This is a genomic window from Pseudomonas sp. IT-P294 (assembly GCF_949767865.1).
In the GTDB taxonomy this organism is placed as follows: Bacteria; Pseudomonadota; Gammaproteobacteria; order Pseudomonadales; family Pseudomonadaceae; genus Aquipseudomonas.
In genome coordinates, this window is record NZ_CATKQW010000002.1 from 197,854 (window position 1) to 222,162 (window position 24,309).

The following is a 24,309-nucleotide window of genomic DNA, read 5'->3' on the forward strand; positions in this document are numbered from 1 at the left end:
TCCGATGTCTGGCAGAATTATACGCACCTCAGCTCCGGTTTCTCTCGCCTCATGCCTGCTATTAACACAGACCTCCCCGCCCTCGCCCAATCCATCAAGGACTGGGGCCGCGAGCTGGGCTTTCAGCAAGTCGGCATCAGCGGCCTGGACCTCGCCGAGCACGAACAGCACCTGGAACGCTGGCTTGCGGCCGGCTACCACGGCGAAATGGAGTACATGGGCGCCCACGGCAGCAAACGTTCGCACCCGGGAGAGTTGGTGCCCGGCACACTTCGAGTCGTATCCCTGCGCATGGACTACCTGCCGGGCGACACCGAAATGGCCAAACGCCTGACTCAACCTGCAAAAGCCTACGTCTCGCGTTATGCCTTGGGCCGCGATTACCACAAATTGATCCGCAAACGCGTGCAACAACTGGCCGAAAAAATTCAGGCAGTGATTGGGCCATTCGGTTACCGCGCCTTTGTCGACAGCGCTCCGGTGCTGGAAAAAGCCATCGCCGAACAAGCAGGTCTTGGCTGGATCGGCAAAAACACCCTGGTCTTGAACCGCAAGGCCGGCAGTTATTTCTTCCTCGCCGAACTCTTTGTCGATTTGCCGCTGCCGATGGACCCGCCACACAGCACCGAGCATTGCGGCCGCTGCACCGCGTGCCTGGACATCTGTCCGACCAACGCCTTCGTCGGCCCCTATGTACTGGACGCCCGGCGCTGCATCTCGTACCTGACCATCGAACTTAAAAGCGCAATCCCGGAAGATTTGCGCCCGCTGATCGGCAATCGGGTGTTCGGCTGCGATGACTGCCAGATCGTCTGCCCGTGGAACCGCTTCGCCCGTCCGTCCGGAGAAAGCGACTTCAAGCCACGGCACAACCTGGACAACGCCGAGCTGGCTGAACTGTTCATGTGGGATGAGGACAAATTCCTCAGCAGCACCGAAGGTTCTCCGCTGCGCCGGGCGGGTTACGAGCGCTGGCTGCGAAACCTGGCGGTGGGTCTGGGGAACGCGCCGTCGAGCATTCCGGTGCTGGAAGCGTTGAAGGCGCGCCGCGACTATCCCTCAGAGCTTGTGCGTGAACACGTCGAGTGGGCGTTGAAGCAACACGGCCTGTAATTTCAAGCCTCGTCGTTGTAAACGAACTTTGGCATTTCCCAGTGAAAACGAATCGCCAGCAACCGCAACAGGAAGCCGCCAAACAGGGTGATCAAAATCGCCTGTTCGCCCGGCAGTTGCAGGTAAATGCAGAGCATGTAGCACCACGCCGCCGCGAACGAGACGCTGGCGTACAGCTCGCGCCGGAAGATCAGCGGGATGTCGTTGCAGAAAATGTCGCGCAGGATGCCACCGAAAACCCCGGTGATCACGCCGCTGACCGAGGCCACCAGCATGCCGTGGCCCATTTCCAGGGCGGTCATGCAGCCGATCAGGGTAAACGCCACGAGGCCGACGGCATCGAGCACCAGGAACAGCGAGCGCAGGTGACGCATCCAGCGTGCAGCGAAGACGGTGAACATGGCCGCGATCGAGGTCAGCACCAGGTATTCCGGGTGCTTGACCCACGTCAGCGGGTAGTGGCCGAGCAGCACGTCGCGCACTGAGCCGCCACCGAGGGCCGTGATGCAAGCAATCAGCACCACGCCGAACCAGTCCATGCCTCGCCGACCCGCAGACAGGGCGCCAGTCATGGCTTCGGCGGTGATGGCAATCAGGTAAAGCATCAGCAACATGGTGGCGGTCCTTGCAGGAAGGCGCGCAGTCTACTCACTTCACTGAAGCCCCAAAAGAGGGCGCCAGAGAATCCAGCCAATCGCCACTGGTGACTGTACTGGCCCATCGCGAGCAAGCTCGCTCCCACAGGGACCGCGCAATCCTGTGGGAGCGAGCTTGCTCGCGATGGGGCCGGAACAGGCTCCGATGGATCAGAACTTGATGAAATGCTTGCGGTAGTGCTGCAGCTCGGCGATCGATTCGCGGATGTCGTCCAGGGCCAGGTGAGTGCTGCCCTTTTTGAAGCTGTCGCGCACATCCGGCGCCCAGCGTGCGGCCAGCTCTTTGAGCGTCGACACGTCGAGGTTGCGGTAGTGGAAGTAGCTTTCCAGGGATTTCATGTGGGTATAAAGGAAGCGACGGTCCTGGCAGATGCTGTTGCCGCAGATCGGCGACTTGCCCTTCGGCACCCATTGTTCCAGGAAGGCGATGGTCTGCGCTTCGGCTTCGGCCATGCTGATGCGGCTGTCGCGAACCCGTTGGGTCAGGCCCGAGCCGCCGTGTTGACGGGTGTTCCACTCATCCATGCCGGCGAGGATCTCGTCGCTGTGGTGGATGGCGATCACCGGGCCCTCGGCCAACGTGTTCAGGTCGCTATCGGTGACGATGGTGGCCATCTCGATGATGACGTCGGTGTCAGGGTTCAGACCGGTCATTTCCAGGTCGATCCAGATCAGATTCTGCGGGTTTTGCATGTGTCGGCTCCTAGGCAATGCTGCGCAGTTTAGCCTAGGGCAGCGGCCGGGCGTGCTAAACTCGCGACCGTTTTACCTAATCGCTGCATTCTTCATACGGAACACCCATGGCCAAACGCCAACTCAATCGTCGTCAAAACTGGCGCATCGAAAAGATTCAAGGCGAACGCGCTGCCCGCGCCGCCAAACGCGAGTCCTCGGCTGTCGAGGCACTTGAAGGTGGCGACCTGGGCCCGGAACAGACCGGCCTGGTGATCGCGCACTTTGGTGTGCAGGTCGAAGTCGAAGCGCTCGATGGCGATTTGGCCGGCCAGGTGTTCCGCTGCCACTTGCGTGCCAACCTGCCAGCGCTGGTGACCGGCGATCAGGTGGTCTGGCGTGCAGGCAACCAGGGCATTGGGGTGATCGTGGCGCAATTGCCACGCAAAACCGAACTCTGCCGCCCGGACAGCCGTGGCCAGCTCAAGCCGGTAGCGGCCAACGTCGACATGATCGTCATTGTCTTCGCCCCGCTGCCCGAGCCTCATGCGAACCTGATCGACCGTTACCTGGTCGCTGCCGAGCATGCCGGGATTCGCCCACTGCTGCTGCTCAACAAGTTCGACCTGATCGACGAGCAGAACGCCCCGGCGCTGAACGCCTTGCTGGCGGTTTACCGCACACTCGGTTACCCGGTGCTGGAAGTCTCCGCGCACCACGGTAACGGCATGGAGCAACTGCAGAAGCAACTGGACGGACGCATCAGCGTTTTCGTCGGCCAGTCCGGCGTCGGCAAGTCCTCGCTGGTCAACAGCCTGTTGCCGGAAGTCGAAGCCCGTGTCGGCCCGCTGTCCGAGCTGTCCGGCCAAGGCACTCACACCACCACCACCGCGCGGTTGTTCCACTTCCCCGGTGGCGGTGAGTTGATCGACTCCCCGGGTATCCGCGAATTCGGCCTGGGCCACGTCAGCCGTGCCGATGTCGAAGCCGGCTTCATCGAGTTCAACGACCTGATCGGCACCTGCCGCTTCCGCGACTGCAAGCACGATCGCGAACCGGGTTGCGCGCTGCTCAAGGCCCTCGACGAGGGTCGCGTGCAGCAGCAACGGATGAACAGCTACCGCTCGATCATCGCCAGCCTGCCCGAAACCAGCTACTAAACAGACACGCCCACCGCCCCGAGCCTTTCGGGGCGGTGGGTGGCTCGTCCGTCCTACAAAAACCCTTGCGAATTAAACGTCAGACCTTTCTGTCAGGCCTCTTCGCGCCTGCTTGAAGGACACGTCTCTTTAACCGCGCAGGCCTTGTTGCCGCCACTCAAGTGCATACATTCAAGCCCTCTTCGCACTCTGGCGATACCGAGGGACAGCCATGCAAACCTACCATTTGTTCATCAGCCATTCGTGGAATTACCCGCACGCCCACGACAATCTCGTGCGCCTGCTGAACGCGAAAACCGACTTCACGTTCAAGAACTTTTCAGTGCCGCCGGACAACCCGATCGTTGGCGCAAAAACCGATGCAGCGCTGGAAGAAGCCATCGAAAACAAGATTCGCCCCTGTTCGGCGGTGCTGATCATGGCGGGGATGTATTCGACCTACAGCAAGTGGATCAACAAGGAAATCGAGATCGCCCAGCGCATGGGCAAGGTGATCATTGCGGTTAAACCGTTTGGTGCCGAGCGGATCTCCACCGTGGTCCGGCGGGCGGCACATGCCGAATGCGCCTGGAACACCAACAGCATCATCAGCGCCATTCGCACTCACGCGGCGGGTTGAACCATGCGCAAGGGACTGTTCATTGGAATCAATCACTACCGCCACGTTTCACCACTCAGTGGCTGCAACAACGACGCGATGGCCATGGCTTCGGTGCTGGAACGCCACGCCAACGGGAGGCCCAATTTCAGCAGCAAGGTGCTTACCTCATCCGAGGAAAACCTGACTCATGCCACGTTGAAGCAGCACATTCAGAGCCTGTTTTCCGGTGATTGCGATGTCGCACTGTTGTACTTTGCCGGCCACGGCCAGTTCGATACCAGCATCGACGAGGGCTTGCTGATCCCGCAAGACTTCGGTCAGGGCATCGAAGGCATTCGCATCAGCGACATCCTGAACTGGGCGGACAACGCCACCCAGATCAAGAACAAAATCATCATCCTTGATTGCTGTCAGGCCGGTGCGGCAGCCGCCATGCGCGGGTTGCGGGGCGGCAGCAGCGTGATCGGCGAAGGCATGACCATCCTCACCGCCTGCAAGAAAGAACAGGTTGCTCTTGAAGGTGGCGGCCACGGCGTCTTCACCGGCCTGTTGCTCCAGGCGCTGCATGGCGGAGCCGCCAATGTATTGGGCAAGGTCACGCCCGGCAGTGTGTATTCCTTCGTCGATAACGCGCTGGGTGCGTGGGAACAACGGCCCGTGTTCAAAACCAACGTCTCGCAGTTCGTTCCCTTGCGCGAAGTCACGCCACTGATTGCCGAAGAGACCCTGCGCAAGCTCAAGGACTGGTTCCCGGAACCGAGCCATGTCTTTGCCCTGGACCCAAGCTACGAACCCACAGAAGCCTCGTACGACCCAGAGCACGGCGACGTGTTCGCCCAACTGCAAAAGTGCAATCGCCACAGCCTGATCGAACCAGTCGACGCCGAGCACATGTATTACGCCGCCCTGAACTCAACAGGCTGCCGCCTCACGGCCCTCGGCGCCTATTACCGCGAACTCGCAATCAAGGGACACTTCTGATGCCAGTGTTTATTAGCTATCGCCATACCGACCGGCCACACGCTATCGCCATCAGCTCCCGCCTGATTCAGGCAAACATCAAGACCTACTTTGACGTGCTGGATCCGGAATCACAGACCACTGACGACATCACCGGAGTCATCACCCGCAACATCACAGCGTGCACGCATCTGATAGCAGTGGTCTCGGACAAGACCGCACTGTCTTGGTGGGTGCCCTTTGAAATCGGTGAAGCGACGATCAGTAACCGACGGATCTGCTCATTCAGGACAGAGCCGACGACACTGCCGCTGTACCTCGATAAATGGCCAAAGCTCAGCACCGACAAGGATCTGGAGTTTTTCATCGATGCCTATCGAGAAGAAGTGGCAACCAAGCGTTCAATGACGCTGGATTCGATCAACGAATCCCTATACGGCACCTACAGTCGCAATGCCGAACTGTTCCACGACCATCTCAAGAACCGCATCAAGCGCGGTTTCTGAGTGTCTAGTCCTGAAATAGGTGTGAACCTGATTCAGGACGAAACAACAGGCACAATCAAGCCGACATTTCTGTCGGCTTGATTGTTGCGGATCACCGCTTTGGAGAATCAGCCGATTGTTGATCGTTCCCATGCTCCGCGTGGGAATGCCGCCGGGGATGCTCTGCGTTCCGCTGTCGACACCAGGCTCGTGTCTTGCGCAAGGTGACGCGGAGCGTCACGGGATGCATTCCCACGCAGAGCGTGGGAACGATCACTACGCGCAAGCGTTGAGCAATCAGGTCGGCCCGTAGGCCGCCTCGCTTTGCTTTGGCGGTGCACGCCCCCTCGAGAGGCCGAGTGGAGGTTCTGCGTAGTGGGCAACCCGGCATGGATGCCGGGTTAGCCGCCCCCGGCCATGGATGGCCGATGGCGGCGGGCCCACGGAGCAGGACCGGAGCGAGGGCATGCCGAGCCTTGGCGAGGCACCGAACGTCAGGGGCAAAAGCGCTTGGTTACTTGGCGCTCTTCCAAGTGACCCGCCGTCAGGGCGGAACCAATAGCCGCCGTTACCGCAGAAACGGATATGCCCCCCCTAGATCGGAAGTGCACAAAAAAGCCGACATCTCTGTCGGCTTGATTGTTGTGGATTACTGCTTTGGCGAATCAGCCGGTTTGGCCGGTCCACCCGGTTTCGGCGCCGCATCCTCGAACAGGTTCAAGCGTTCGCGCAGTTCGTGGGCCGGTACCGGTTGCTGGTCCGGTGGCAATGCATTTGGATCAACCGGTTTGGCAGCGTCATCACCCGGCGCCGTCGCAGGGGCCGGCTCTGCACCTTGCGAACCTTCGATGGCCTCCTGGGCCTTCTTCGTCAGCACGACGATGTCGATACGACGGTTGACCGGGTTGAACGGATTCTTGCGATCGAACAATGCCGACGACGCATAACCCACAACGCGAGCAACCTGCGAATCCGGATAGCTACCGGCAACCAGCGCACGGCGAGCGGCGTTGGCTCGGTTGGCCGACAGCTCCCAGTTACCGAAGTCGCCCGTGCCGGTGTAAGGCTTGGCATCGGTGTGGCCGCTGATGCTGATCTTGTTCGGCACCGCTTTGATGGTGTCAGCCATGGCCAGCAGGATGTCTTCGAAATACGGTTTCAGGCGAGCTGAACCAGAGTCAAACATCGGACGGTTTTCGGCGTCCATGATCTGGATGCGCAAGCCGTTCGGAGTGATTTCGAACAGGATCTGATCCTTGAATTTTTGCAGCTGCGGATTTTCATCGACCTTGTTCTGCAACTCTTGCAGCAACAGTTCAAGGCGCTCCTTTTCCACCTGCTCGGCCATGCCTTCGACCTGATCGGTGTCGACAGTGACTTTGTCCGGCTGCGGCTGGGACTTCACCTCGGGGTTGAGGGTTTTCTCCGGCGCGAGGGTCGGGGAACCGCCCAAATCGATGATGAATGGCGTGCCGCTTTCGCTGAAGCCGACCGGGTCCTTGAAGTAACCGGCGATGGCGATCTTCTGTTCCGGCGTTGCGGTGGACAGCAGCCACAGCACCAGGAAGAACGCCATCATCGCCGTCGCGAAGTCCGCGAAGGCAATTTTCCAGGCGCCCCCGTGATGCCCGCCGGCGATGCGCTTGACGCGCTTGATGATTATCGGCTGGTTATTTTCCATGATTTAGCGACCGCGAACCGCTTGTTCCAGCTCAGCGAAGCTAGGACGGTGCGCCGGGTACAGAACCTTGCGACCGAATTCTACCGCCAGCGATGGCGGCATGCCGGAAGCCGAAGCCACCAGCGAAGCCTTGATGGCTTCGTAGACGTTGAGTTCTTCCTTGGCATCGTGGGCCAGGGAATGGGCCAGCGGACCGAAGAAACCGTAAGCTGCGAGAATACCGAAGAAGGTACCGACCAGGGCCGCCCCCACGTGCAGGCCGATGGATTTCTGATCGCCTTCACCCAGGGAAGCCATGGTCACCACGATACCGAGTACCGCCGCGACAATACCGAAACCAGGCATGGCGTCGGCAATACCGTTCACCGCGTGGGACGGATGCTCAAGGTCTTCCTTGAGGCTGTAAAGCTCCATGTCGAACAGGCCTTCAAGCTCATGGGGAGCCATGTTGCCGGAGGACATGATGCGCAGGTAATCGCAGATGTACGCGGTCATGCGCTCATCTTTCAGGACCGTCGGGTACTTGGCGAAGATCGGGCTCGCGGCGGCATCTTCGATGTCGCCTTCAATCGCCATCATGCCTTCGCGACGGCTCTTGTTGAGGATTTCGTAAATCAGCCCCAACACTTCCAGATAGAACGTGTGGGTAAAACGCGAACTGAACATGCCCAAGGATTTCTTGAGCACGTGCATGGTCATGTAACCAGGGTTGGCCTGGAGGAACGCGCCAAGGGCCGCGCCACCGATAATCATCACCTCGAAAGGCTGAATAAGGGCGGCAATCTTGCCGTGTGAAAGCACGTATCCGCCGAGCACGCTCGCGAATACGACGATGATGCCGATAATTTTAGCCATAGGTAGGAGAGCACTTACTGAGTCGGGTTCAAGGTCATATTCGGAAGTTAAAAAATCTCTTCTTCTACTTATCGGCAAAACTGCGCCAGACTATAGCCAGTTCAGGCGAAAAGCTAATTTAGCCCTCCTCGGGCAAAGGTAATGCAGACGATGATCACGTCCAACCATGGCTAACGAAACGAACATTCCGACCGCGAAACCAACCACGCTTGAAGGCTGGGTCAAACTGCTTGATGGCGTGCGCCTGCCGGTTCCGCAAGACAGTCACGACCGTGTCTGCAAGGCCATTGCCGATAACCGCAGTTCACTTCGCGACATCGCCGAGTTGTTGCAAGGCAGCCCGGCCCTGGCCTTGAGTGTGATTCGCGAAGCCAACCGCCATACCCACGGCAGCATGACCGAGCCTGCTGAAAACCTCGAGGTGGCCCTTAATCGCCTCGGTTTGAAACGCACCGAAGAATTGCTCGCCCGACTTCCCGCCGAACCCGTGTCACAAATACCGGTCGCGCTGCGTCAGCTTCAACTGATAAGTCAGCACGCAACCCAACAGGCCAACGGTTTTTTCGCCAGTCGTCTGGCGCGTTTGTGGCAGGACATCCACTGGGGCAGCCTGCTGTTTCTTTCACCGCTGTGGCCGATGGCGCTGACTCATCCACAACTGCTTGAAGAGTGGGAACTGCGGGTCATTCATAAAGGCGAGTCGGCTCGCATCGTCGAAAAACAATTGTTCGGCGTGCGCTTGCTGGATATCTGCCTGGCACTGGTGGACATATGGCGCCTGCCGATCTGGGTCCAGCAAGGCTATCGACTGCTGCTGAACGAGCAGCGTGAACTGGTTAAAGTGCTGCGCATCGCCCGCGACGTCGACCATCCGCTGCGCCAGCAAAACCGCCTCGATGACGATCCGACCCTGCGCCGGTGGCTCAATCAGCCCGCCAATACGGTGTTGCTGGCCAATGGTCTGGCGCTGTCGGCGCAACATGCCTGGGACAGCCCGCATTGTCAGCGCTGGCAGTACCTGACCAGCCTTTATCTGCAATTGCCAATGAACGAGGTGCAGCAGCAATTGCACCAACAGGCGGCCAACAGCGCGCACCACCATGCCATGCCGGACCTCTGGCACCCGGCCGTCTCGCTAATCTGGCCTACAGGCATGAACCGCATTCACGCCGGTTTGCTCCCGGCCGCGGCCCCCACCGCCGAGGACTTGGCGAACTGGCGCAAGCAATGCGCCGAACTGCTGGTCGAGCCGAGCCGTTTCACCAACGCCATGCACTTGACCACCTCGGCACGGGACGCACTGGTCGCGTGCGGCATGCGGCGGGTCATGATTTTGATGGCAGACCGTACGCACGCCAATTTGCGCGTGCATCAATCGGCCGGGCTGACAAAGGAAGCGCAAGGCCTGAACTTTGTAGTCAGCCAGAGCACCGTGCTGCAACGCTTGCTCTCGCAACAGGCCCAAGTGCGCCTGACGCCGGCCAACAACGCGCAGTTTTCAGCTTTATTACCCGCCAGTTTGCGCGCGCTGTTTCGTGGCGAACACTTGCTGCTGCGATCATTGGTCAACAATGGTCGAGTGATCATGGTCGTTGTTGCCGATCAGGGCGGCGGGCCGTTCTCGGAGATCACCGTGCAAGCCTTCGGTAAAACCGCGCAGTGCATCGAAAAGGCCCTGCACAGCTTTAGCCACCGCGGCCAATAAGGCTGCGTTACAATCCTCTCCCTTTGTGCTCTGGAGACCTCACATGTCTGACTTCTCTGGCTTGGCGCTGGTCATCGAGCCGAGCGACTTGCTCCCTCGCCTTGAGTCCCGCGAACTGATTCTGGTGGACCTGACCAGCAGCGCCCGCTATGCCGCAGGGCATATTCCCGGAGCGCGCTTTGTCGATCCCAAACGTACGCAACTCGGCCAGGCGCCTGCGCCAGGGCTGATGCCGCCGCAAGCGGCCCTCGAAGCATTGTTCGGCGAATTGGGACACAACCCCGATGCCGTCTATGTGGTGTATGACGACGAAGGCGGCGGCTGGGCCGGGCGCTTCATCTGGCTGCTGGATGTCATCGGTCATAAAAAATACCACTACATCGACGGTGGCCTGACGGCCTGGTTGGCAGAAGGATTTCCAATGTCGATCCAGATCCCGCCATCCGCTGGAGGCCCGGTTGCGTTGACCTTGCACGACGAACCCACCGCCACCCGTGAATACCTGCAAAGCCGTCTCGGCGCCGCCGACCTGGCCATCTGGGACGCGCGCGGCCCGCTGGAATACTCCGGCGAGAAGGTGCTGGCGGCCAAGGCCGGGCACATTCCCGGCGCGGTGAATTTCGAATGGACGGCCGGCATGGATCAGGCGCGCAACCTGCGCATCCGCCAGGACATGCCGCAGATCCTGGAACAACTCGGCATCACCAAAGACAAAGAAGTGATTACCCACTGCCAGACTCACCACCGCTCTGGCTTCACCTATCTAGTGGCCAAATCCCTCGGTTATCCGCGGGTCAAAGGCTACGCCGGCTCTTGGGGCGAATGGGGCAACCACCCTGATACGCCCGTAGAAATTCAAGGTTTTTAAGGACAGTTAATGAATAAGCGTTTGTTTATCCTCAGCCAATACCTGCTGCCTCATCACCTGCTGTCGCGACTGGCCGGCTGCATTGCCGAATGCCGCGTGCGCTGGTTCAAGAACGCCTTTACCGCCTGGTTCGCCAAGCGCTATCAGGTGGACATGTCCCAGGCGCTGGTCGAGGACCTGACTGCCTACGAGCACTTCAATGCGTTCTTCACCCGCGCGCTGAAAGACGGCGCTCGCCCGCTGGACGAAACCCCGGGCGCCATTCTCAGCCCGGCCGACGGCGCAGTCAGCCAGCTCGGCCCGATCGAACACGGTCGCGTGTTCCAGGCCAAGGGCCACAGCTTCAGCGTCCTGGAATTGCTCGGTGGCGATGCGGCGAATGCTGCGCCGTTCATGGGCGGTGATTTCGCGACGATCTACCTGTCGCCGAAAGACTATCACCGCGTACACATGCCACTGGCCGGTACCCTGCGCGAGATGGTCTACATCCCGGGGCGGATTTTCTCGGTCAACCAGACCACCGCTGAAAACGTACCGGAGCTGTTCGCCCGCAACGAGCGCGTGGCGTGCATTTTCGACACCGAGCGCGGGCCGATGGCCGTGGTGCTGGTGGGCGCGATGATCGTGGCTTCGATTGAAACCGTATGGGCCGGGCTGGTGACGCCGCCCAAGCGCGAACTGAAAACCTTCCGTTACGACGAAGCTGCCCGTGCACCGATCCATCTGGAGAAAGGCGCCGAACTGGGTCGCTTCAAACTGGGTTCGACCGCTGTCGTGCTGTTCGGGCCGGACCAGGTGAAATGGGCTGAAGGCCTCGGCGCTCTGTCGCCGGTTCAAATGGGCCAGGCACTCGGCCTGCCAAACGCCTGACCTGCCTCATCCGCCCCATCGAATGTGTTCGACGGGGCGGACATCGCGGTAGCACCCTCGCTCGATTTACCACGAAAGCCCCAACGGCACGCGCCTGACAGACAAACAGTCGAGGCGCATAGCTGCTACAGTCACGCCATTCACTGCCCATTTCCCGGTTGGAGTTTTTCCACGGCATGAATGAGACCAGCCCCCACCTGCTGTTACGTGTCCCGATCCCGACGCAACTGCGCCTGTCGTTCTGTGAACCCACGCCGCGCGACCTCAAGCGCTGGATCGCCGACCTGCCCAAAGCCAACATCGGCGAAACCGCTCGCTTGCTCTATCAAGGCTTGAGCGAACTCAACCAACTGCTCACCCCCAGCGACAATCGCCTGCAACTGCTCGAACTGCTGCGGCCCGAGGTGTATTTCGTCTGCAAACACCTGGAACGGCATTTTCTGCATCAAGCCATTGTGCTCGACGAGCGCTCGCGCAAGATCGCCAACCTCTGCCAGGCGCTGCAAAATCACTTGGCGACCGGCTACAAACAGATCGTCGTGCGCATCACACCGCGTTTCAGCAAAGACCGGGCGCCATTGCTGGCACAGGCGCTACAGCGGGCGATCCATTGCCTCAATGGCCCCCTGATCCGTGCGACACAACTCTACTGCCCAGTGCCGGAAGGGCTATGGCTGGAGCTGCATCAGCTGTACCGGATCGCCTGCGCGCATAAGCTCCAGCACTTGAGCCTGCGCGATGAACTGGCCAGCCAGACACGAACCCTGAGCATCGAACAGACTTACGTGGTCGCCCTGCTGCTGGGCGCCGCACGCTGCAATCAGTTGCGCCAGAACCAGATCGCCCGACTCGCCGAGGTACTTGAGCCCTGGAGCCAATGGATCAAGTTGCAGCCCTCCAACCCCCTAGACGGGCTGTTCGCCGTCGCACCGGACCTCGACGTCGCGCCACGCTATCGCTCCAAATTCAGGGCCGAGCAGCAGGCCAGTTTGCTGGGCGTTGACCCTCAGCCCCTGGTCGCCGCCATCGAAGCTCACCTGCAGGGCGATAACAGTGGCTCAACACCGCTGCCGATACCCGCCGGCTTGACCCTGGATACGCTGCAACACCTGCACGCCGCGTGGGGGCAGGCGGCCGAGCGCAGCTTTCAACGTACCGTCGGCCAAGGCACCCTGACCCTATGCGTGGGCATGAGCGCGCTGCACTTTTACCTGGGCGGCGAACGTTCATTCAGCGACATTCTGAAAAACCCCGGCACCCGACTCGCGAAATTCTCGGCATTGCCCCTGACAGGCCAGGGAAAGGACCAATGGAGCCATGCCTTCGATGCTGCGCCCAACGCCAGCACCGATGCCTTGCTGCCTTATGAAGAAATTGAATACCCACACCTGCAGAACGACGACGGCAAGGAAGCCGCCGACAGCAATCGGCATTTTCCGACCTATGCCCTGCCAATCATCAACCACAGCCCGGGCGGATACTGCCTGGCGTGGCCCGGCGCGGTGCCCGCCGAGCTACAGGCCGGCGAGATGGTCGGGATCGAGGACTCCGCCAATAAAGGCTGGAGCATTGCGGTGGTGCGCTGGATTCGTCAGGTGCGTGGTGGCGGCACGCAGATGGGCATCGAACAGGTCGCGCCTTATGCCGAGCCGTGCGGGTTGCAACTGGTACGTTCGCAGGACGATCACAGCCAATATCTGCGTGGCCTGTTGCTGCCCGAGATCAGCGCCATCGACCTGCCCGCCACCCTGCTCGCTCCACGCCTGCCGTTCCAGGAAGGCAATAAAGTGTTGATCAACACCAACGGCCAAGAGCGCCGGGCCGGACTCGATCGGCGAGTGGCGAGCACCAACAGTTTCAATCAGTTTGCTTATCGTTCACTGGAAGCGAGCAGAAACGACAACGCCGCTGGAAGCGGCGTTGAGGAGGAGTTTGATTCGTTGTGGAAGTCGCTTTGAGTGCGGTCTGAAAGACTGAGGTGCCAGCATCGCGGGCAAGCCCGGCTCCCACAGGGTCTCCGCAGGTCACAAAAAGGAGATCTATGGGGTAGCCGGGCTTGCCCGCGATGGGCCACTCAGACAGCGAAGTCCTTAGAGCTGTCCGTCACGATCGCGGAAGCCCAACAGGTACAACACCCCATCCAGCCCGAGGGTGGAAATCGCCTGTTTCGCCGACTGCTTCACCAGCGGCTTGGCGCGGAACGCTACACCCAGACCGGCAATCGCCAGCATCGGCAAATCGTTTGCACCGTCACCGACCGCGATGGTCTGCTCCAGCCGCAAACCTTCCTTGTGCGCCAGCTCGCGCAGCAGATCTGCCTTGCGCTGCGCGTCGACAATCGGCTCGACAGCAACGCCGGTAACCTTGCCGTCGACCACTTCCAGTTCATTGGCAAACACGTAGTCGATGCCCAGCTTGGCCTGCAATTGCTTGGCGAAGTAGGTGAAGCCACCCGACAGGATAGCGGTCTTGTAACCCAGACGCTTGAGCTCGGCGAACAGTGTTTCGGCGCCTTCGGTCAGGCGCAGGGAGGCGCCGATCGAGTCCAGCACACTGACGTCCAGCCCTTTGAGCAAGGCCAGGCGCTCTTTGAAACTGGCGCGAAAATCCAGCTCGCCAGCCATCGCACGTTCGGTGATTTCAGACACCTGATCGCCCACACCGGCAGCCTTGGCCAGTTCGTCGATGACTTCGGCCTCGATCAGCGTCGAGTCCATGTCAAATACCGCCAGACGGCGGTTACGGCGAAACAGCGAATCTTCCTGGAACGCGATGTCGACGTTCAGTTCCTGCGCAACACTGAGGAATTCAGCCCGCAGCGCCTGCGGATCAGCCGCCTCGCCACGCACGGAAAACTCGATGCAGCCCTTGCCCTTGTCGGCCGGGGTATCCAGCGGCATGCGCCCCGACAAGCGGTCGATATGATCGATGTTCAGGCCATATTTGGCGGTGATCGAACTCACGGCCTGCAATTGACCGGCGGTCACTTTGCGGGTCAACAGGGTCACGATGTGGCGTTTTTTGCCTTGATTGCCGACCCACTGCTGGTAATCCTCTTCGGATACCGGGGTGAAACGAACTTGTTGATCAAGCTCGTAACCCTTGAACAGGATGTCCTTGAGCACTGACTTGCCTTGCTCGGTGCCAGGAATCTCAACCAGGATGCCGAACGACAGGGTGTCGTGGATCACCGCCTGACCGATGTCGAGAATGTTCACACCACCCTGGGCCAGAACGCCAGTTATGGCCGCAGTCAGACCCGGACGGTCGACTCCCGTGATGTTTATCAGGACGATTTCGCGCAAGGCGCACCCCCGCAGGTGGAAAAAAACCGCATTCTACCCACTTTCAGTGACCATCGGGCACCGTCAGCGCTTTGCCGGTCTAGGGCCTGTCGCTATACTGCGCGTCAACTTCACGGACAAAAGAGCCGAGCTCAAGTGAACCGGCCCACGCCAGTAAAAACCGATAACTTCTTTCTGCTGATCTTCCGGGCACTGCGCCATCGCCGTGTACCGATTGCATTGCGCATCGCCAGCCATAACGTGATCCTGGTCGCTCTGGCCCTGGTCATCTATGCCTGCGTGATGGGTTTGCAGTTCAAGCAGGCCATGCACGAGCAGGCAGATGCGCTGGGCGAAAGCCTGACCACGCAGACCGCCACCTCCGCCACGGAGCTGTTGGTGTCCAACGACATCCTCAGTCTCAACGTGCTGCTCAACAACCTGACCAAAAACAAACTGGTGGCCCACGCCGCCATTTATAGCGTGGATAACCGCATCCTCGCCGAAGCCGGTCAGCGTCCCAAGCACAGCCTGCTGGGCGAAGCCGAGGGCATGTACCAGAGCAAGATCACCTTCCAGGACGTGACCGCCGGGCAACTGCGCATCAGCCTGGACATGGATCAGTTCCAGCAGCCGATGACCATCAGCCTGCAAAGCATGGGAATTTTGAGTGCGATCCTGCTGGCCCTGTCCCTGGCGCTGAGTTTGCGCCTGGGGCGCAATATCTCCACACCGCTGCTGCAACTGCGCGTGTGGCTGCGCAATATCGACGAATACACCCCCGCCACCGAGCGCCAGGATGAAGTTGGCGACCTCGCCCGCCAGCTGCATGCCAACTTCGCGCCGGAACCGGCAGAGCCTGCGCCTGCGCCACAGCCCGAGGTCGACGATAACGAATACGAAGACACGGACGATAACGAGCCGACCTTCGAAGTGCGCAACCTGCGCGACCCAAGCTTTGATGAATCCAAGCCCGTGGCGGGGCTCAAGCCTGCGCCACGGCGCAGTGTCAGCACTGTCGAAGACGATGATGACGATGACGCGTTTGCCGACTTGATTGACGAATCGGCAACCAGCGCGCCGATAGCAAAGGTAAAACCGGTCGTCTCGAACGTGCCACAGCACAGCGCGGTACTGGCCGTGCAGCTGGGCGCGCAAGATCAACTGCGTCGTCTGCCACGTACCCGTCTGGAAGAACTGCTGAAACGCTATCGCGATTGCCTCGATCAGGCGGCCTCGCTCTACCAGAGCGAGCTGCACACCCTGAACGACGGCAGCACGCTGATGCTGTTCCACACCGAAGACAGCGGTGACGACTACCTGACCAACGCGATCTGCTGCGGTGAGCTGTTGCGAGCCCTTGGCCATCAGCTGCAGATCGAAGTTGCGGACAGCGGCATTACCCTGCAATTGCAGCTGGGCCTGACGCTGGGCGATGAGTTGTTCGGTCTGAGCCAGATCGACCTGCTGCTGACCGAAACCGCTCAGGACGCCTTGGCCCTGTCGCAACACAGCCGCAACCTGCTGCTGGTGGAGCGCAAGATCGGTGACGACGCACTGATTCGTCAACGCGCGCGGATTCGTCCGATTGCCAGCCCTGAGGGCGCTTGTTGCGTGGAACGGTTGATGGAGCCTTATCCGTCGATGCTGGAACGGCAACTGGCGCGGATGCACGAGCGTCGGGCGTAAGCCTTAAAGCCCAGAAGTGAAAAAGCCCGCAGATGAGTGATCGTCTGCGGGCTTTTTGTTGCCTGTCCCGGCCCCATCGCGAGCAGGCTCGCTCCCACATAGGATTTGTGGGGCGCCGAGATCACCTGTGGGAGCGGGCTTGCCCGCAATGAGGCCGGAACAGGCACCGAAGATCTGCACCCTGCAGAAACAACAAAGCCCGCATCTCTGCAGGCTTTGTGTTGAATCAATCCAGCGTCAGAACCTGAACACTTCCATATCCGTGCGGATTGGCGAGGCCATCGGGATCTTCGGCTGTTTATCCTGCTCGGCTGCCGGCGCAGCAGGTTTCGGAGCAGACTTGCGTGGTGCTTCGGCAATAGGTGGCTGGTTCGCCAACGGCTTGAGGGCCACCGACAATTGCTCGGCCAGACGTTGCAGCAACACACCCTGCGCCTGAACCTGAGCCGCCGTACTGCCAGCATGCTGTTCTTGCAGATGAATGATGCGGTTATCGCGAACCTGACCACGACGGTCAATCAGACGCCATTGCGCATCCAGGATCGCTGGCTGCGATTTGCCCGAATCCAGACGGGTAATCGTCAGTAGCACCTGAACATCCGGCGTGAAACCCAAGGTTGCCGGCGCCAGGACAACACGCTGGCTGTCCAGGCGAGCGGCGACCTGACGCAACAACAACTGATCGATGTCTGACGACAAGCTCCCGGCCCAACGACCGTCGGTCGACGCCTGGAGGCTGCCATCGGGCTGCCGCTGGAGCAAGGTTTCACGTTGCAGGTAATCTGCAACCGTTACCGGACCCAACAATACCCCCATGCCCGCGCTTTGCGCAGGCGGAGCCGGACTACCGCTGTCCAGCTGATACAGCGACACCGGTTGGTGAACGCTGCAACCCGCCAGGCCAAGAACGCCAGCGAGCATCAAAATAAAAGGAAGGCGCAGAGCAGTCATCGTCCCATCCAGGTGGTTGCCACAAGGCTTACCACAGTGAAAATACTCAATAAAAATGAAGAACGCTCGGCCACGCCGGCGCTTGAAAGGCCATATCATCCGTGAATATGCGTTCCGACTCCAGCGGCAAAGCGTCGATCTACGCGTTAAATCGTAGATCGAGCGCTCTAGGACGCTTAATTGAGGTTTTCGACGAGCAGCGCATCTACCCTCTGGAAGCCACGTGGCAGTTTGTTGCCACGACGCCCACGTTCACCTTTGTAGTGTTCGAGATCGTCAGCTTTTAGTGACAAGGTACGTTTTCCGGCCTGCAATACCAGCGTGGCGCCCTCCGGCAGTACGGCGATGTCCGTGACATATTCTTCGCGACTGGCCACACGCTCACCGTTGATTCCGATGATCTTGTTGCCTTTGCCCTTACCTAATTGTGGCAGATCGCTGATCTTGAAGATCAGCAGGCGACCTTCGGTGGTCACCGAGGCCAGCCAATTATTCTCGCGGTCCGTTACCGGACGCGGAAGAATGACCTTCGAATTGTTGGGCAGGCTCAACAGCGCCTTGCCGGCCTTGTTCTTGGCTTGCAGGTCTTCACCTTTGACCACGAAACCGTAACCGGCGTCGGAAGCGATCACGTACAGCGAATCGTCTTCCGGCATCAGCACGCATTCGAAGCTTGCCCCTGGCGGAGGTGTCAGACGGCCGGTCAGGGGTTCGCCCTGGCCCCGGGCCGATGGCAACGTGTGTGCGGCCACCGAATAGCTGCGACCGGTGGAGTCGATAAACACCGCAAACTGGTTCGAGCGGCCTGGTGCCAAGGCCTTGAAGCCATCGCCAGCCTTATAGGAAAGCCCGGTGGCGTCGATTTCGTGGCCCTTGGCCGAACGCACCCAGCCTTTTTCCGACAGCACGACGGTCACTTTCTCGTTCGGCAGCAGATCGTGCTCGGTCAGGGCCTTGGCCTCGGCGCGCTCGACGATCGGCGACCGACGGTCGTCGCCGTAGGTTTCGGCGTCCTTGATCAGTTCGGTGCGTACCAGTTTTTTCAGCTTGGCTTCACTGCTCAGCAGGGCTTGCAGCTTGGCCTGCTCTTTGAGCAGTTCATCTTGCTCGGCACGCAGCTTCATTTCTTCCAGTCGCGCCAATTGACGCAAACGGGTATCCAGAATGTAGTCGGCCTGGATCTCGCTCAGGGCGAAACGCTCGATCAAAGCGGCTTTGGGGTGTTCCTCGGTACGGATGATGTGGATCACTTCATCCAGGTTGAGGTAGGCGATCAACAAACCGTCCAACAGGTGCAGGCGACGCTCGACCTTGTCCAGGCGGAATTGCAGGCGTCGACGCACGGTCTGGACCCGGAACTCCAACCACTCGACCAGCAGCGCACGCAGGTTTTTCAGCTGCGGCTTGCCGTCCAGGCCGATGATGTTGATGTTGACTCGGTAGCTCGACTCCAGCTCGGTGCTGGCGAACAGGTGCGTCATCAGTGCGTCGTGATCGAAGTTTTTGCGCGCGCCGGGAATGATCACGATCCTGCACGGGTTCTCGTGGTCCGACTCGTCTCGCAGGTCGGCGATCTGCGGCGCCTTGGACGGTTTGGCCTGCATCATGGCCGCGATCTGTTCCAGCACCTTGGCGCCGGAGACTTGATGCGGCAGCGCGGTAACGATGATGTCGCCATCTTCGATGTGGTACACGGCACGCATGCGCACCGAGCCCTTGCCGGTTTCGTACATTTTCAGCAGATCGGCGCGGGGCGTGATGATTTCCGCTTCGGTCGGGTAATCCGGCCCCTGGATGTGCTCGCAGAGCTGTTCGACGGTGGCTTTGGGCTCATCAAGCAAACGCACGCACGCCGTCGCAACTTCGCGCAGGTTATGCGGCGGCACGTCGGTGGCCATGCCCACGGCAATGCCGGTGGTGCCGTTGAGCAGGATGTTCGGCAAACGTGCTGGCAACACCAGCGGTTCGTCGAGTGTGCCGTCGAAGTTCGGGCCCCAATCCGCGGTGCCCTGGCCCAGTTCGCTGAGCAGCACTTCGGAATAGCGCGACAGCCGTGCTTCGGTGTAACGCATGGCGGCGAAGGACTTGGGATCATCCGGCGCACCCCAGTTGCCTTGGCCGTCGACCAGCGTGTAGCGATAGCTGAACGGCTGGGCCATCAGGACCATGGCTTCGTAGCAGGCCGAGTCGCCGTGCGGGTGGAATTTACCGAGCACGTCACCGACGGTACGCGCCGATTTCTTGTGCTTGGAATCGGCGTCCAGCCCCAACTCGCTCATCGCGTAGATGATGCGTCGCTGTACCGGTTTCAGGCCGTCGCCGATATGCGGCAGGGCACGGTCCATGATCACGTACATGGAATAGTTGAGGTAGGCATTTTCGGTGAAGTCAGCCAGCGACCGGCGTTCTACACCGTCCAGGCTGAGATCAAGGGAGTCGCTCATGCGGGCCTCATTGGTTCGTTGTCTGGCGCAGCAGCATGGTGCCACCGCGCTGGGTAAATTCAAGTTTGTTCAGCGCGCTCATTCCGAGCAGCACTTGATTGCCATCCAGGCCTGGCACGACGATGGCGCGCACATCACGCAACACAATATCGCCCAGTTGCAGCCGGTCGACGCGGGTTCGATAGCCCTCTGTGCGACCGTTGGCCGTACTCAGGGTGACCCCGAAGCCTTGTTCCAGCTTCAGCCTTTCGGCCATTTCTGCCGGGATCGCCACGTCGGTCGCCCCGGTATCGAGCATGAAATTCACCGCCTGGCCGTTGATCTGGCCGCTGGCGACGAAATGCCCTTGTGTGTTACTGGCCAGCTTGACCTCGATAAAACCTTCGCCCTGCTGCGAGGTGACGACGACATTGGGGTTCTGCTGACGCGCCTCCCACTGCCCGAAAAACCGCGTCGCCAAAAACAATGCGGCGCACCAGGCCAACACCATAAAAACGCGACCGGCACGTTTTCCTGGCGTCTGTTGGCTCAAGGCTGGGCGCTCCAGCCACCTTCAGGCGCCGCGAAGCGCCAGACAACCGGGCGGACCTCGCCATCGGCGCGGGGGCCAAAGTTGTTGTCGACGCCAATCCAGGCACCGTCGGCGTCGATGATCAACGCCTCTTCCAAACCGTAGTTCTGCGAATAGCGTCGGTTTTCCTGCAACAATTCGGCGGCATACGACCAGCAGCGCTCGACCTTGGCAGTCTGCGGATCGCGACGACAGATCTGATAAGCGTTGCGCTCAAGGGTAAACAGCTTGCCCTCGAACAATGACAGGTCGGAAAAATCCCGGTTGACCGGTCTGGCCTTGGGAAATTGCGGCGGTTGCATTTCCATGCCTGCTTCGCTCAAAAGCACACAACGACCGTCGCAATCCCAGACAGTCTGTTTGCGCTTGATCAGCAGCAAACCCCGGCTCTGGCGCTCTGCGGCGAGCCACAGTTGGTCGCCTGCCGGATTGATCGCCAGGCCTTCGAATATTGCATTGAATTGCAGCAACATGCCGCTGGCCCGAGCTTCGCGCACCATCATGGGCGAAATTTTCAGCCAATTTGCCGGCCCCGTTGGCGGTACTTGCAGGACGGCCGCATGGCCTTCGCTAACGATGTAACGATTGCCGGCGCTGTCGCAGGTGATGCCTTCGAAATCCAGGTCGCCGCCCCGCACGAAAGAAGCCGCCCAGGTCCGCGCTCGCAAACCCCAGGGTAAACCGGTGTCTGGCACCGGAGGTACGTCGATATGCACGGTTTCGGCTTGCCAGGTGTTGGCCGTCGTGTCGAGACGGTAGATCTGATCATCGTCGCGATCAGAAACCGTCCACAGGTCCTTACCACACCGGGCCAGTCCCGACAGATTGCCGCCGCGCATGCCATCAACGGCATGTTCAGATAACAGACGCAGCTCCGGCGCCGGTTCGGCAGACACCGTCAACGAGGTCAGCAGCAACCCACACGCCAGGGCAAAGCCAACCCGCATCAACCAAGAACCTCGGCCAGATTACCTTTGGATTCCAACCAGGATTTGCGATCCCCGGCGCGCTTCTTCGCCAGCAGCATGTCCATCATTTCCGAGGTCGCGGCAAAATCGTCCAGCGTCAACTGCACCAGACGCCGCGTGTTCGGGTCCATGGTGGTTTCGCGCAGCTGCGGCGGGTTCATTTCACCCAGGCCTTTGAATCGGGTGACCTGCGGCTTGCCGCGTTTCTTCTCGGCCACCAGGCGATCGAGAATGCCATCGCGCTCGGCTTCGTCCAGGGCGTAGTAAATCTCTTTGCCCAGGTCGATGCGGTACAGCGGCGGCATCGCGACATAGACGTGACCGGCATCCACCAGCGGGCGGAAATGCTGGACGAACAAGGCGCAAAGCAACGTGGCGATGTGCAAGCCGTCGGAGTCGGCGTCGGCGAGGATGCAGATCTTGCCGTAGCGCAGCTGGCTCATGTCCGCAGCACCCGGATCGACACCGATGGCCACGGCGATGTTGTGCACTTCCTGGCTGGCCAGCACTTCGCTGCCGTCGACTTCCCAGGTGTTGAGGATCTTGCCGCGCAACGGCAGGATCGCTTGAAACTCTTTGTCACGCGCCTGCTTGGCCGAACCACCGGCGGAATCACCTTCCACCAGGAACAGCTCGGAGCGCATCGGGTCCTGCCCGGCGCAGTCGGCGAGTTTGCCCGGCAGTGCCGGACCTGCCGTGATGCGCTTACGCTCTACCTTTTTGCTGGCCTTCAGACGACGGCCAGCGTTGTTGATGGCCAGTTCCGCCAGCAGCATGCCGGTTTCCGGATTGGCGTTGAGCCACAGGCTAAAGGCGTCCTTGACCACACCGGAGACGAAGGCCGCCGCTTCACGGGACGACAGACGCTCTTTGGTCTGCCCGGAGAATTGCGGCTCTTGCATCTTCATCGACAGGACGAAGGCAATGCGCTCCCAGACATCTTCCGGCGCCAGCTTCACACCGCGCGGCAGCAGGCTGCGAAATTCGCAGAACTCGCGCATGGCATCGAGCAAGCCCTGACGCAAACCGTTGACGTGGGTACCGCCCTGCGCTGTCGGGATCAGGTTGACGTAACTTTCCTGAACGCTGTCGCCACCTTCCGGCAACCACAACAACGCCCAATCGACCGCTTCTTTATTACCGGCCAGGCTGCCGCAGAACGGCTCGTCCGGAAGGCGTTCGAATTCGCTGACGGCATCGACGAGGTAAGAACGCAGGCCGTCTTCGTAATGCCATTCGACCTTCTCACCGGTGGCCTTGTCTTCAAAACTGACCAGCAACCCCGGGCACAGAACGGCCTTGGCCTTGAGCACGTGCTTGAGGCGGCTGATGGAGAATTTCGGCGAATCGAAGTATTTCGGGTCCGGCGCGAAGAACACGCTGGTGCCGGTGTTGCGCTTGCCAACGGTGCCGATCACTTCCAGCTCGGTTTTCTTGTAGCCGTCGGCGAAGGTCATCTGGTATTCGTTGCCGTCACGCTTTACGCGCACCCGGACTTCGGTCGACAAAGCGTTGACCACCGAAATACCCACCCCGTGCAGACCGCCGGAGAACTGGTAGTTCTTGTTGGAAAACTTGCCGCCCGCATGAAGCTTGGTGAGGATTAGCTCGACGCCTGACACACCCTCTTCCGGGTGAATGTCCACCGGCATGCCACGGCCGTCATCACTGACTTCCAGAGAGTGATCGGCATGCAGGATGACCTGCACCGACGTCGCATGCCCGGCCAAGGCTTCGTCGACGCTGTTGTCGATGACTTCCTGGGCGAGGTGGTTCGGCCGACTGGTGTCGGTGTACATGCCGGGGCGTTTACGCACCGGGTCGAGGCCCGAGAGGACTTCGATGGCGTCTGCGTTATAGGAGCTAGCGCTGGGAGTGGCCATGGGGTCTCGTCGTCCGTCTTCTGTAAAAATGTTCAAGGAAAAAGAGGTGAAGGCTCACAGTGCTGTGAAATCAATCGCCTGATACAAATCTGCGCCGATGCCGGCAAAACTGAGCATCGCCGGTAACTGCGCGGCAAAACCCTGAAAACTGTGATCGCCACCGGCCTGAATACGCAAGGCACAGGCTCGGTAATACTGCTGGGCAAGGCGATAGTCCAGCGTTTCGTCGCCGGTCTGCAACCACACCTGAAACCGCTGCGGGTCCTGGGGCGCCGGCACTTCCAGCTCAGCCAGGGCCGTTACATGGTCGTGGGTCAATTCCCAGGCTTCATCGGTATACAGGTTTTTCTGCGTCCCCAGGAACCCGTCGAACATCCGGTGCGGACTGACAGCAGGGTTGATCAACAGAGCCTTCAAGCCATGGCGTTCAGCCAAGTGAGTCGCATAGTAGCCGCCGAGTGAGCTGCCGACCAGCAGTGGCCGCCCCAGCTCCTCAATCGCCCTGTCCAGCTGACCGATGGCCTCACGGGGATGGTGATGCAAGGCCGGGACACGCAACTGATCACTCAGACCCAGACGATCCATCACCTGCATCAACTGAGTGGCCTTTTTAGAGGCCGGCGCGCTGTTGAAACCGTGGATATAAAGGATCGAACCGGACATTTGAGCTCCCTGTGCGTCGGGTAAAAAGGCGCAGTTTACAGGGTGTCGGAGAAATCGGGGATATCCGCAAAAATTGGGGCGCCAGCAAGCCCGCTCCTACAATGAATTTTGTACACCTGCGAGAGGTTGGTCGGCTGGCGGGCCGGCATCGCTGGCAGGCCAGCTCCCACAATGAATTTTGTACACCAGCAGGAGATTGGTCGGCTGTCAGGCCGCCATCGCGGGCAGGC

General features: G+C 60.2%; 21 protein-coding genes. 10 read left to right on the top strand and 11 right to left on the bottom strand.

Annotation, left to right across the window (positions count from 1 at the left end):
- Positions 1-51: 51 nt before the first annotated feature.
- Entirely contained in the window at positions 52-1,113 is a 1,062-nt protein-coding gene (gene queG / locus ACM6I0_RS02130) for a tRNA epoxyqueuosine(34) reductase QueG (RefSeq protein WP_285431782.1), read from the top strand.
- A gap of 2 nt (positions 1,114-1,115) precedes the next feature.
- Here the strand turns inward: queG and ACM6I0_RS02135 are convergent, their stop codons facing one another.
- Positions 1,116-1,727: a trimeric intracellular cation channel family protein gene (locus ACM6I0_RS02135; RefSeq protein WP_007945604.1), complete on the bottom strand. Its 612-nt coding sequence runs from the start codon at positions 1,725-1,727 to the stop codon at positions 1,116-1,118.
- Positions 1,728-1,919: 192 nt separating this feature from the next.
- On the bottom strand, positions 1,920-2,462 hold the full coding sequence (orn, locus tag ACM6I0_RS02140) for an oligoribonuclease (RefSeq protein ID WP_090176271.1): 543 nt from the start codon (positions 2,460-2,462) through the stop codon (positions 1,920-1,922).
- Between the two features lie 107 nt (positions 2,463-2,569).
- On the opposite strand from orn, the gene rsgA reads away from it, so the two are divergent.
- From rsgA to ACM6I0_RS02160, 4 genes are all read left to right on the top strand, one after another.
- Positions 2,570-3,601, top strand: a complete 1,032-nt coding sequence (gene rsgA, locus ACM6I0_RS02145; RefSeq protein ID WP_285431781.1) for a small ribosomal subunit biogenesis GTPase RsgA — start codon at positions 2,570-2,572, stop codon at positions 3,599-3,601.
- A 211-nt stretch (positions 3,602-3,812) separates the two neighbouring features.
- Positions 3,813-4,220: a TIR domain-containing protein gene (locus tag ACM6I0_RS02150; protein WP_285431780.1), complete on the top strand. Its 408-nt coding sequence runs from the start codon at positions 3,813-3,815 to the stop codon at positions 4,218-4,220.
- 3 nt (positions 4,221-4,223) lie between these two features.
- Entirely contained in the window at positions 4,224-5,183 is a 960-nt protein-coding gene (locus ACM6I0_RS02155; RefSeq protein ID WP_285431779.1) for a caspase family protein, read from the top strand.
- Complete coding sequence (locus tag ACM6I0_RS02160) at positions 5,183-5,668, top strand: toll/interleukin-1 receptor domain-containing protein (protein WP_285431778.1); 486 nt, start codon at positions 5,183-5,185, stop codon at positions 5,666-5,668. Before ACM6I0_RS02155 ends, ACM6I0_RS02160 begins: the two co-directional genes overlap by 1 nt.
- Before the next feature lie 628 nt (positions 5,669-6,296).
- On the opposite strand, the gene motB is transcribed toward ACM6I0_RS02160, so the two are convergent.
- Positions 6,297-7,328, bottom strand: a complete 1,032-nt coding sequence (gene motB / locus ACM6I0_RS02165; protein ID WP_285431777.1) for a flagellar motor protein MotB — start codon at positions 7,326-7,328, stop codon at positions 6,297-6,299.
- 3 nt (positions 7,329-7,331) lie between these two features.
- Positions 7,332-8,183 (bottom strand): flagellar motor stator protein MotA, encoded by an 852-nt coding sequence (gene motA, locus ACM6I0_RS02170; RefSeq protein WP_222589527.1) that lies wholly within the window; start codon positions 8,181-8,183, stop codon positions 7,332-7,334.
- A gap of 166 nt (positions 8,184-8,349) precedes the next feature.
- Between motA and ACM6I0_RS02175 the strand changes: the two genes are divergently transcribed.
- The 4 genes from ACM6I0_RS02175 (at position 8,350) to ACM6I0_RS02190 (ending at position 13,584) form a co-directional block, all read left to right on the top strand.
- Complete coding sequence (locus ACM6I0_RS02175) at positions 8,350-9,888, top strand: HDOD domain-containing protein (protein ID WP_414921360.1); 1,539 nt, start codon at positions 8,350-8,352, stop codon at positions 9,886-9,888.
- Between the two features lie 43 nt (positions 9,889-9,931).
- Positions 9,932-10,756 (top strand): rhodanese-like domain-containing protein, encoded by an 825-nt coding sequence (locus tag ACM6I0_RS02180; RefSeq protein WP_285431774.1) that lies wholly within the window; start codon positions 9,932-9,934, stop codon positions 10,754-10,756.
- A 9-nt stretch (positions 10,757-10,765) separates the two neighbouring features.
- Positions 10,766-11,626, top strand: coding sequence for an archaetidylserine decarboxylase (asd, locus tag ACM6I0_RS02185; protein ID WP_285431772.1), 861 nt, complete (start codon positions 10,766-10,768; stop codon positions 11,624-11,626).
- Between the two features lie 176 nt (positions 11,627-11,802).
- Positions 11,803-13,584 (top strand): molecular chaperone, encoded by a 1,782-nt coding sequence (locus tag ACM6I0_RS02190; protein ID WP_285431771.1) that lies wholly within the window; start codon positions 11,803-11,805, stop codon positions 13,582-13,584.
- 132 nt (positions 13,585-13,716) lie between these two features.
- Here ACM6I0_RS02190 and serB read toward each other — a convergent pair whose 3' ends face one another.
- Positions 13,717-14,931: a phosphoserine phosphatase SerB gene (gene serB / locus ACM6I0_RS02195; protein ID WP_090176300.1), complete on the bottom strand. Its 1,215-nt coding sequence runs from the start codon at positions 14,929-14,931 to the stop codon at positions 13,717-13,719.
- Positions 14,932-15,066: 135 nt separating this feature from the next.
- On the opposite strand from serB, the gene ACM6I0_RS02200 reads away from it, so the two are divergent.
- Positions 15,067-16,599, top strand: coding sequence for an AhpA/YtjB family protein (locus ACM6I0_RS02200; RefSeq protein ID WP_285431769.1), 1,533 nt, complete (start codon positions 15,067-15,069; stop codon positions 16,597-16,599).
- 237 nt (positions 16,600-16,836) lie between these two features.
- On the opposite strand, the gene ACM6I0_RS02205 is transcribed toward ACM6I0_RS02200, so the two are convergent.
- From ACM6I0_RS02205 to ACM6I0_RS02230, 6 genes are all read right to left on the bottom strand, one after another.
- Positions 16,837-17,550 carry a membrane integrity-associated transporter subunit PqiC gene (locus tag ACM6I0_RS02205; protein ID WP_285431767.1) on the bottom strand — a complete coding sequence of 238 codons (714 nt, stop codon included), beginning with the start codon at positions 17,548-17,550 and terminating at the stop codon, positions 16,837-16,839.
- 176 nt (positions 17,551-17,726) lie between these two features.
- The gene (gene parC / locus ACM6I0_RS02210) at positions 17,727-19,994 is read right to left on the bottom strand and encodes a DNA topoisomerase IV subunit A (RefSeq protein ID WP_285431766.1); all 2,268 of its coding nucleotides are present in this window, start codon (positions 19,992-19,994) and stop codon (positions 17,727-17,729) included.
- Between the two features lie 7 nt (positions 19,995-20,001).
- Positions 20,002-20,526, bottom strand: a complete 525-nt coding sequence (locus ACM6I0_RS02215; RefSeq protein ID WP_285431765.1) for a TIGR02281 family clan AA aspartic protease — start codon at positions 20,524-20,526, stop codon at positions 20,002-20,004.
- Positions 20,523-21,512 carry an esterase-like activity of phytase family protein gene (locus tag ACM6I0_RS02220; RefSeq protein ID WP_285431763.1) on the bottom strand — a complete coding sequence of 330 codons (990 nt, stop codon included), beginning with the start codon at positions 21,510-21,512 and terminating at the stop codon, positions 20,523-20,525. The genes ACM6I0_RS02215 and ACM6I0_RS02220 overlap by 4 nt, the downstream gene beginning before the upstream one ends.
- The gene (gene parE / locus ACM6I0_RS02225) at positions 21,512-23,416 is read right to left on the bottom strand and encodes a DNA topoisomerase IV subunit B (RefSeq protein WP_222589517.1); all 1,905 of its coding nucleotides are present in this window, start codon (positions 23,414-23,416) and stop codon (positions 21,512-21,514) included. The genes ACM6I0_RS02220 and parE overlap by 1 nt, the downstream gene beginning before the upstream one ends.
- A gap of 54 nt (positions 23,417-23,470) precedes the next feature.
- Positions 23,471-24,079 (bottom strand): YqiA/YcfP family alpha/beta fold hydrolase, encoded by a 609-nt coding sequence (locus tag ACM6I0_RS02230; protein ID WP_285431761.1) that lies wholly within the window; start codon positions 24,077-24,079, stop codon positions 23,471-23,473.
- Positions 24,080-24,309 lie beyond the last annotated feature (230 nt).

Coding starts and splice junctions, on each gene's coding strand:
- rsgA (WP_285431781.1), top strand. CDS start 2,570: ATGGCCAAACGCCAACTCAATCGTCGTCAAAACTGGCGCATCGAAAAG.
- parC (WP_285431766.1), bottom strand. CDS start 19,994: ATGAGCGACTCCCTTGATCTCAGCCTGGACGGTGTAGAACGCCGGTCG.
- motA (WP_222589527.1), bottom strand. CDS start 8,183: ATGGCTAAAATTATCGGCATCATCGTCGTATTCGCGAGCGTGCTCGGC.
- ACM6I0_RS02190 (WP_285431771.1), top strand. CDS start 11,803: ATGAATGAGACCAGCCCCCACCTGCTGTTACGTGTCCCGATCCCGACG.
- ACM6I0_RS02180 (WP_285431774.1), top strand. CDS start 9,932: ATGTCTGACTTCTCTGGCTTGGCGCTGGTCATCGAGCCGAGCGACTTG.
- parE (WP_222589517.1), bottom strand. CDS start 23,416: ATGGCCACTCCCAGCGCTAGCTCCTATAACGCAGACGCCATCGAAGTC.
- ACM6I0_RS02230 (WP_285431761.1), bottom strand. CDS start 24,079: ATGTCCGGTTCGATCCTTTATATCCACGGTTTCAACAGCGCGCCGGCC.
- queG (WP_285431782.1), top strand. CDS start 52: ATGCCTGCTATTAACACAGACCTCCCCGCCCTCGCCCAATCCATCAAG.
- ACM6I0_RS02160 (WP_285431778.1), top strand. CDS start 5,183: ATGCCAGTGTTTATTAGCTATCGCCATACCGACCGGCCACACGCTATC.
- orn (WP_090176271.1), bottom strand. CDS start 2,462: ATGCAAAACCCGCAGAATCTGATCTGGATCGACCTGGAAATGACCGGT.
- motB (WP_285431777.1), bottom strand. CDS start 7,328: ATGGAAAATAACCAGCCGATAATCATCAAGCGCGTCAAGCGCATCGCC.
- ACM6I0_RS02155 (WP_285431779.1), top strand. CDS start 4,224: ATGCGCAAGGGACTGTTCATTGGAATCAATCACTACCGCCACGTTTCA.
- ACM6I0_RS02220 (WP_285431763.1), bottom strand. CDS start 21,512: ATGCGGGTTGGCTTTGCCCTGGCGTGTGGGTTGCTGCTGACCTCGTTG.
- ACM6I0_RS02150 (WP_285431780.1), top strand. CDS start 3,813: ATGCAAACCTACCATTTGTTCATCAGCCATTCGTGGAATTACCCGCAC.
- ACM6I0_RS02205 (WP_285431767.1), bottom strand. CDS start 17,550: ATGACTGCTCTGCGCCTTCCTTTTATTTTGATGCTCGCTGGCGTTCTT.
- asd (WP_285431772.1), top strand. CDS start 10,766: ATGAATAAGCGTTTGTTTATCCTCAGCCAATACCTGCTGCCTCATCAC.
- ACM6I0_RS02175 (WP_414921360.1), top strand. CDS start 8,350: ATGGCTAACGAAACGAACATTCCGACCGCGAAACCAACCACGCTTGAA.
- ACM6I0_RS02135 (WP_007945604.1), bottom strand. CDS start 1,727: ATGTTGCTGATGCTTTACCTGATTGCCATCACCGCCGAAGCCATGACT.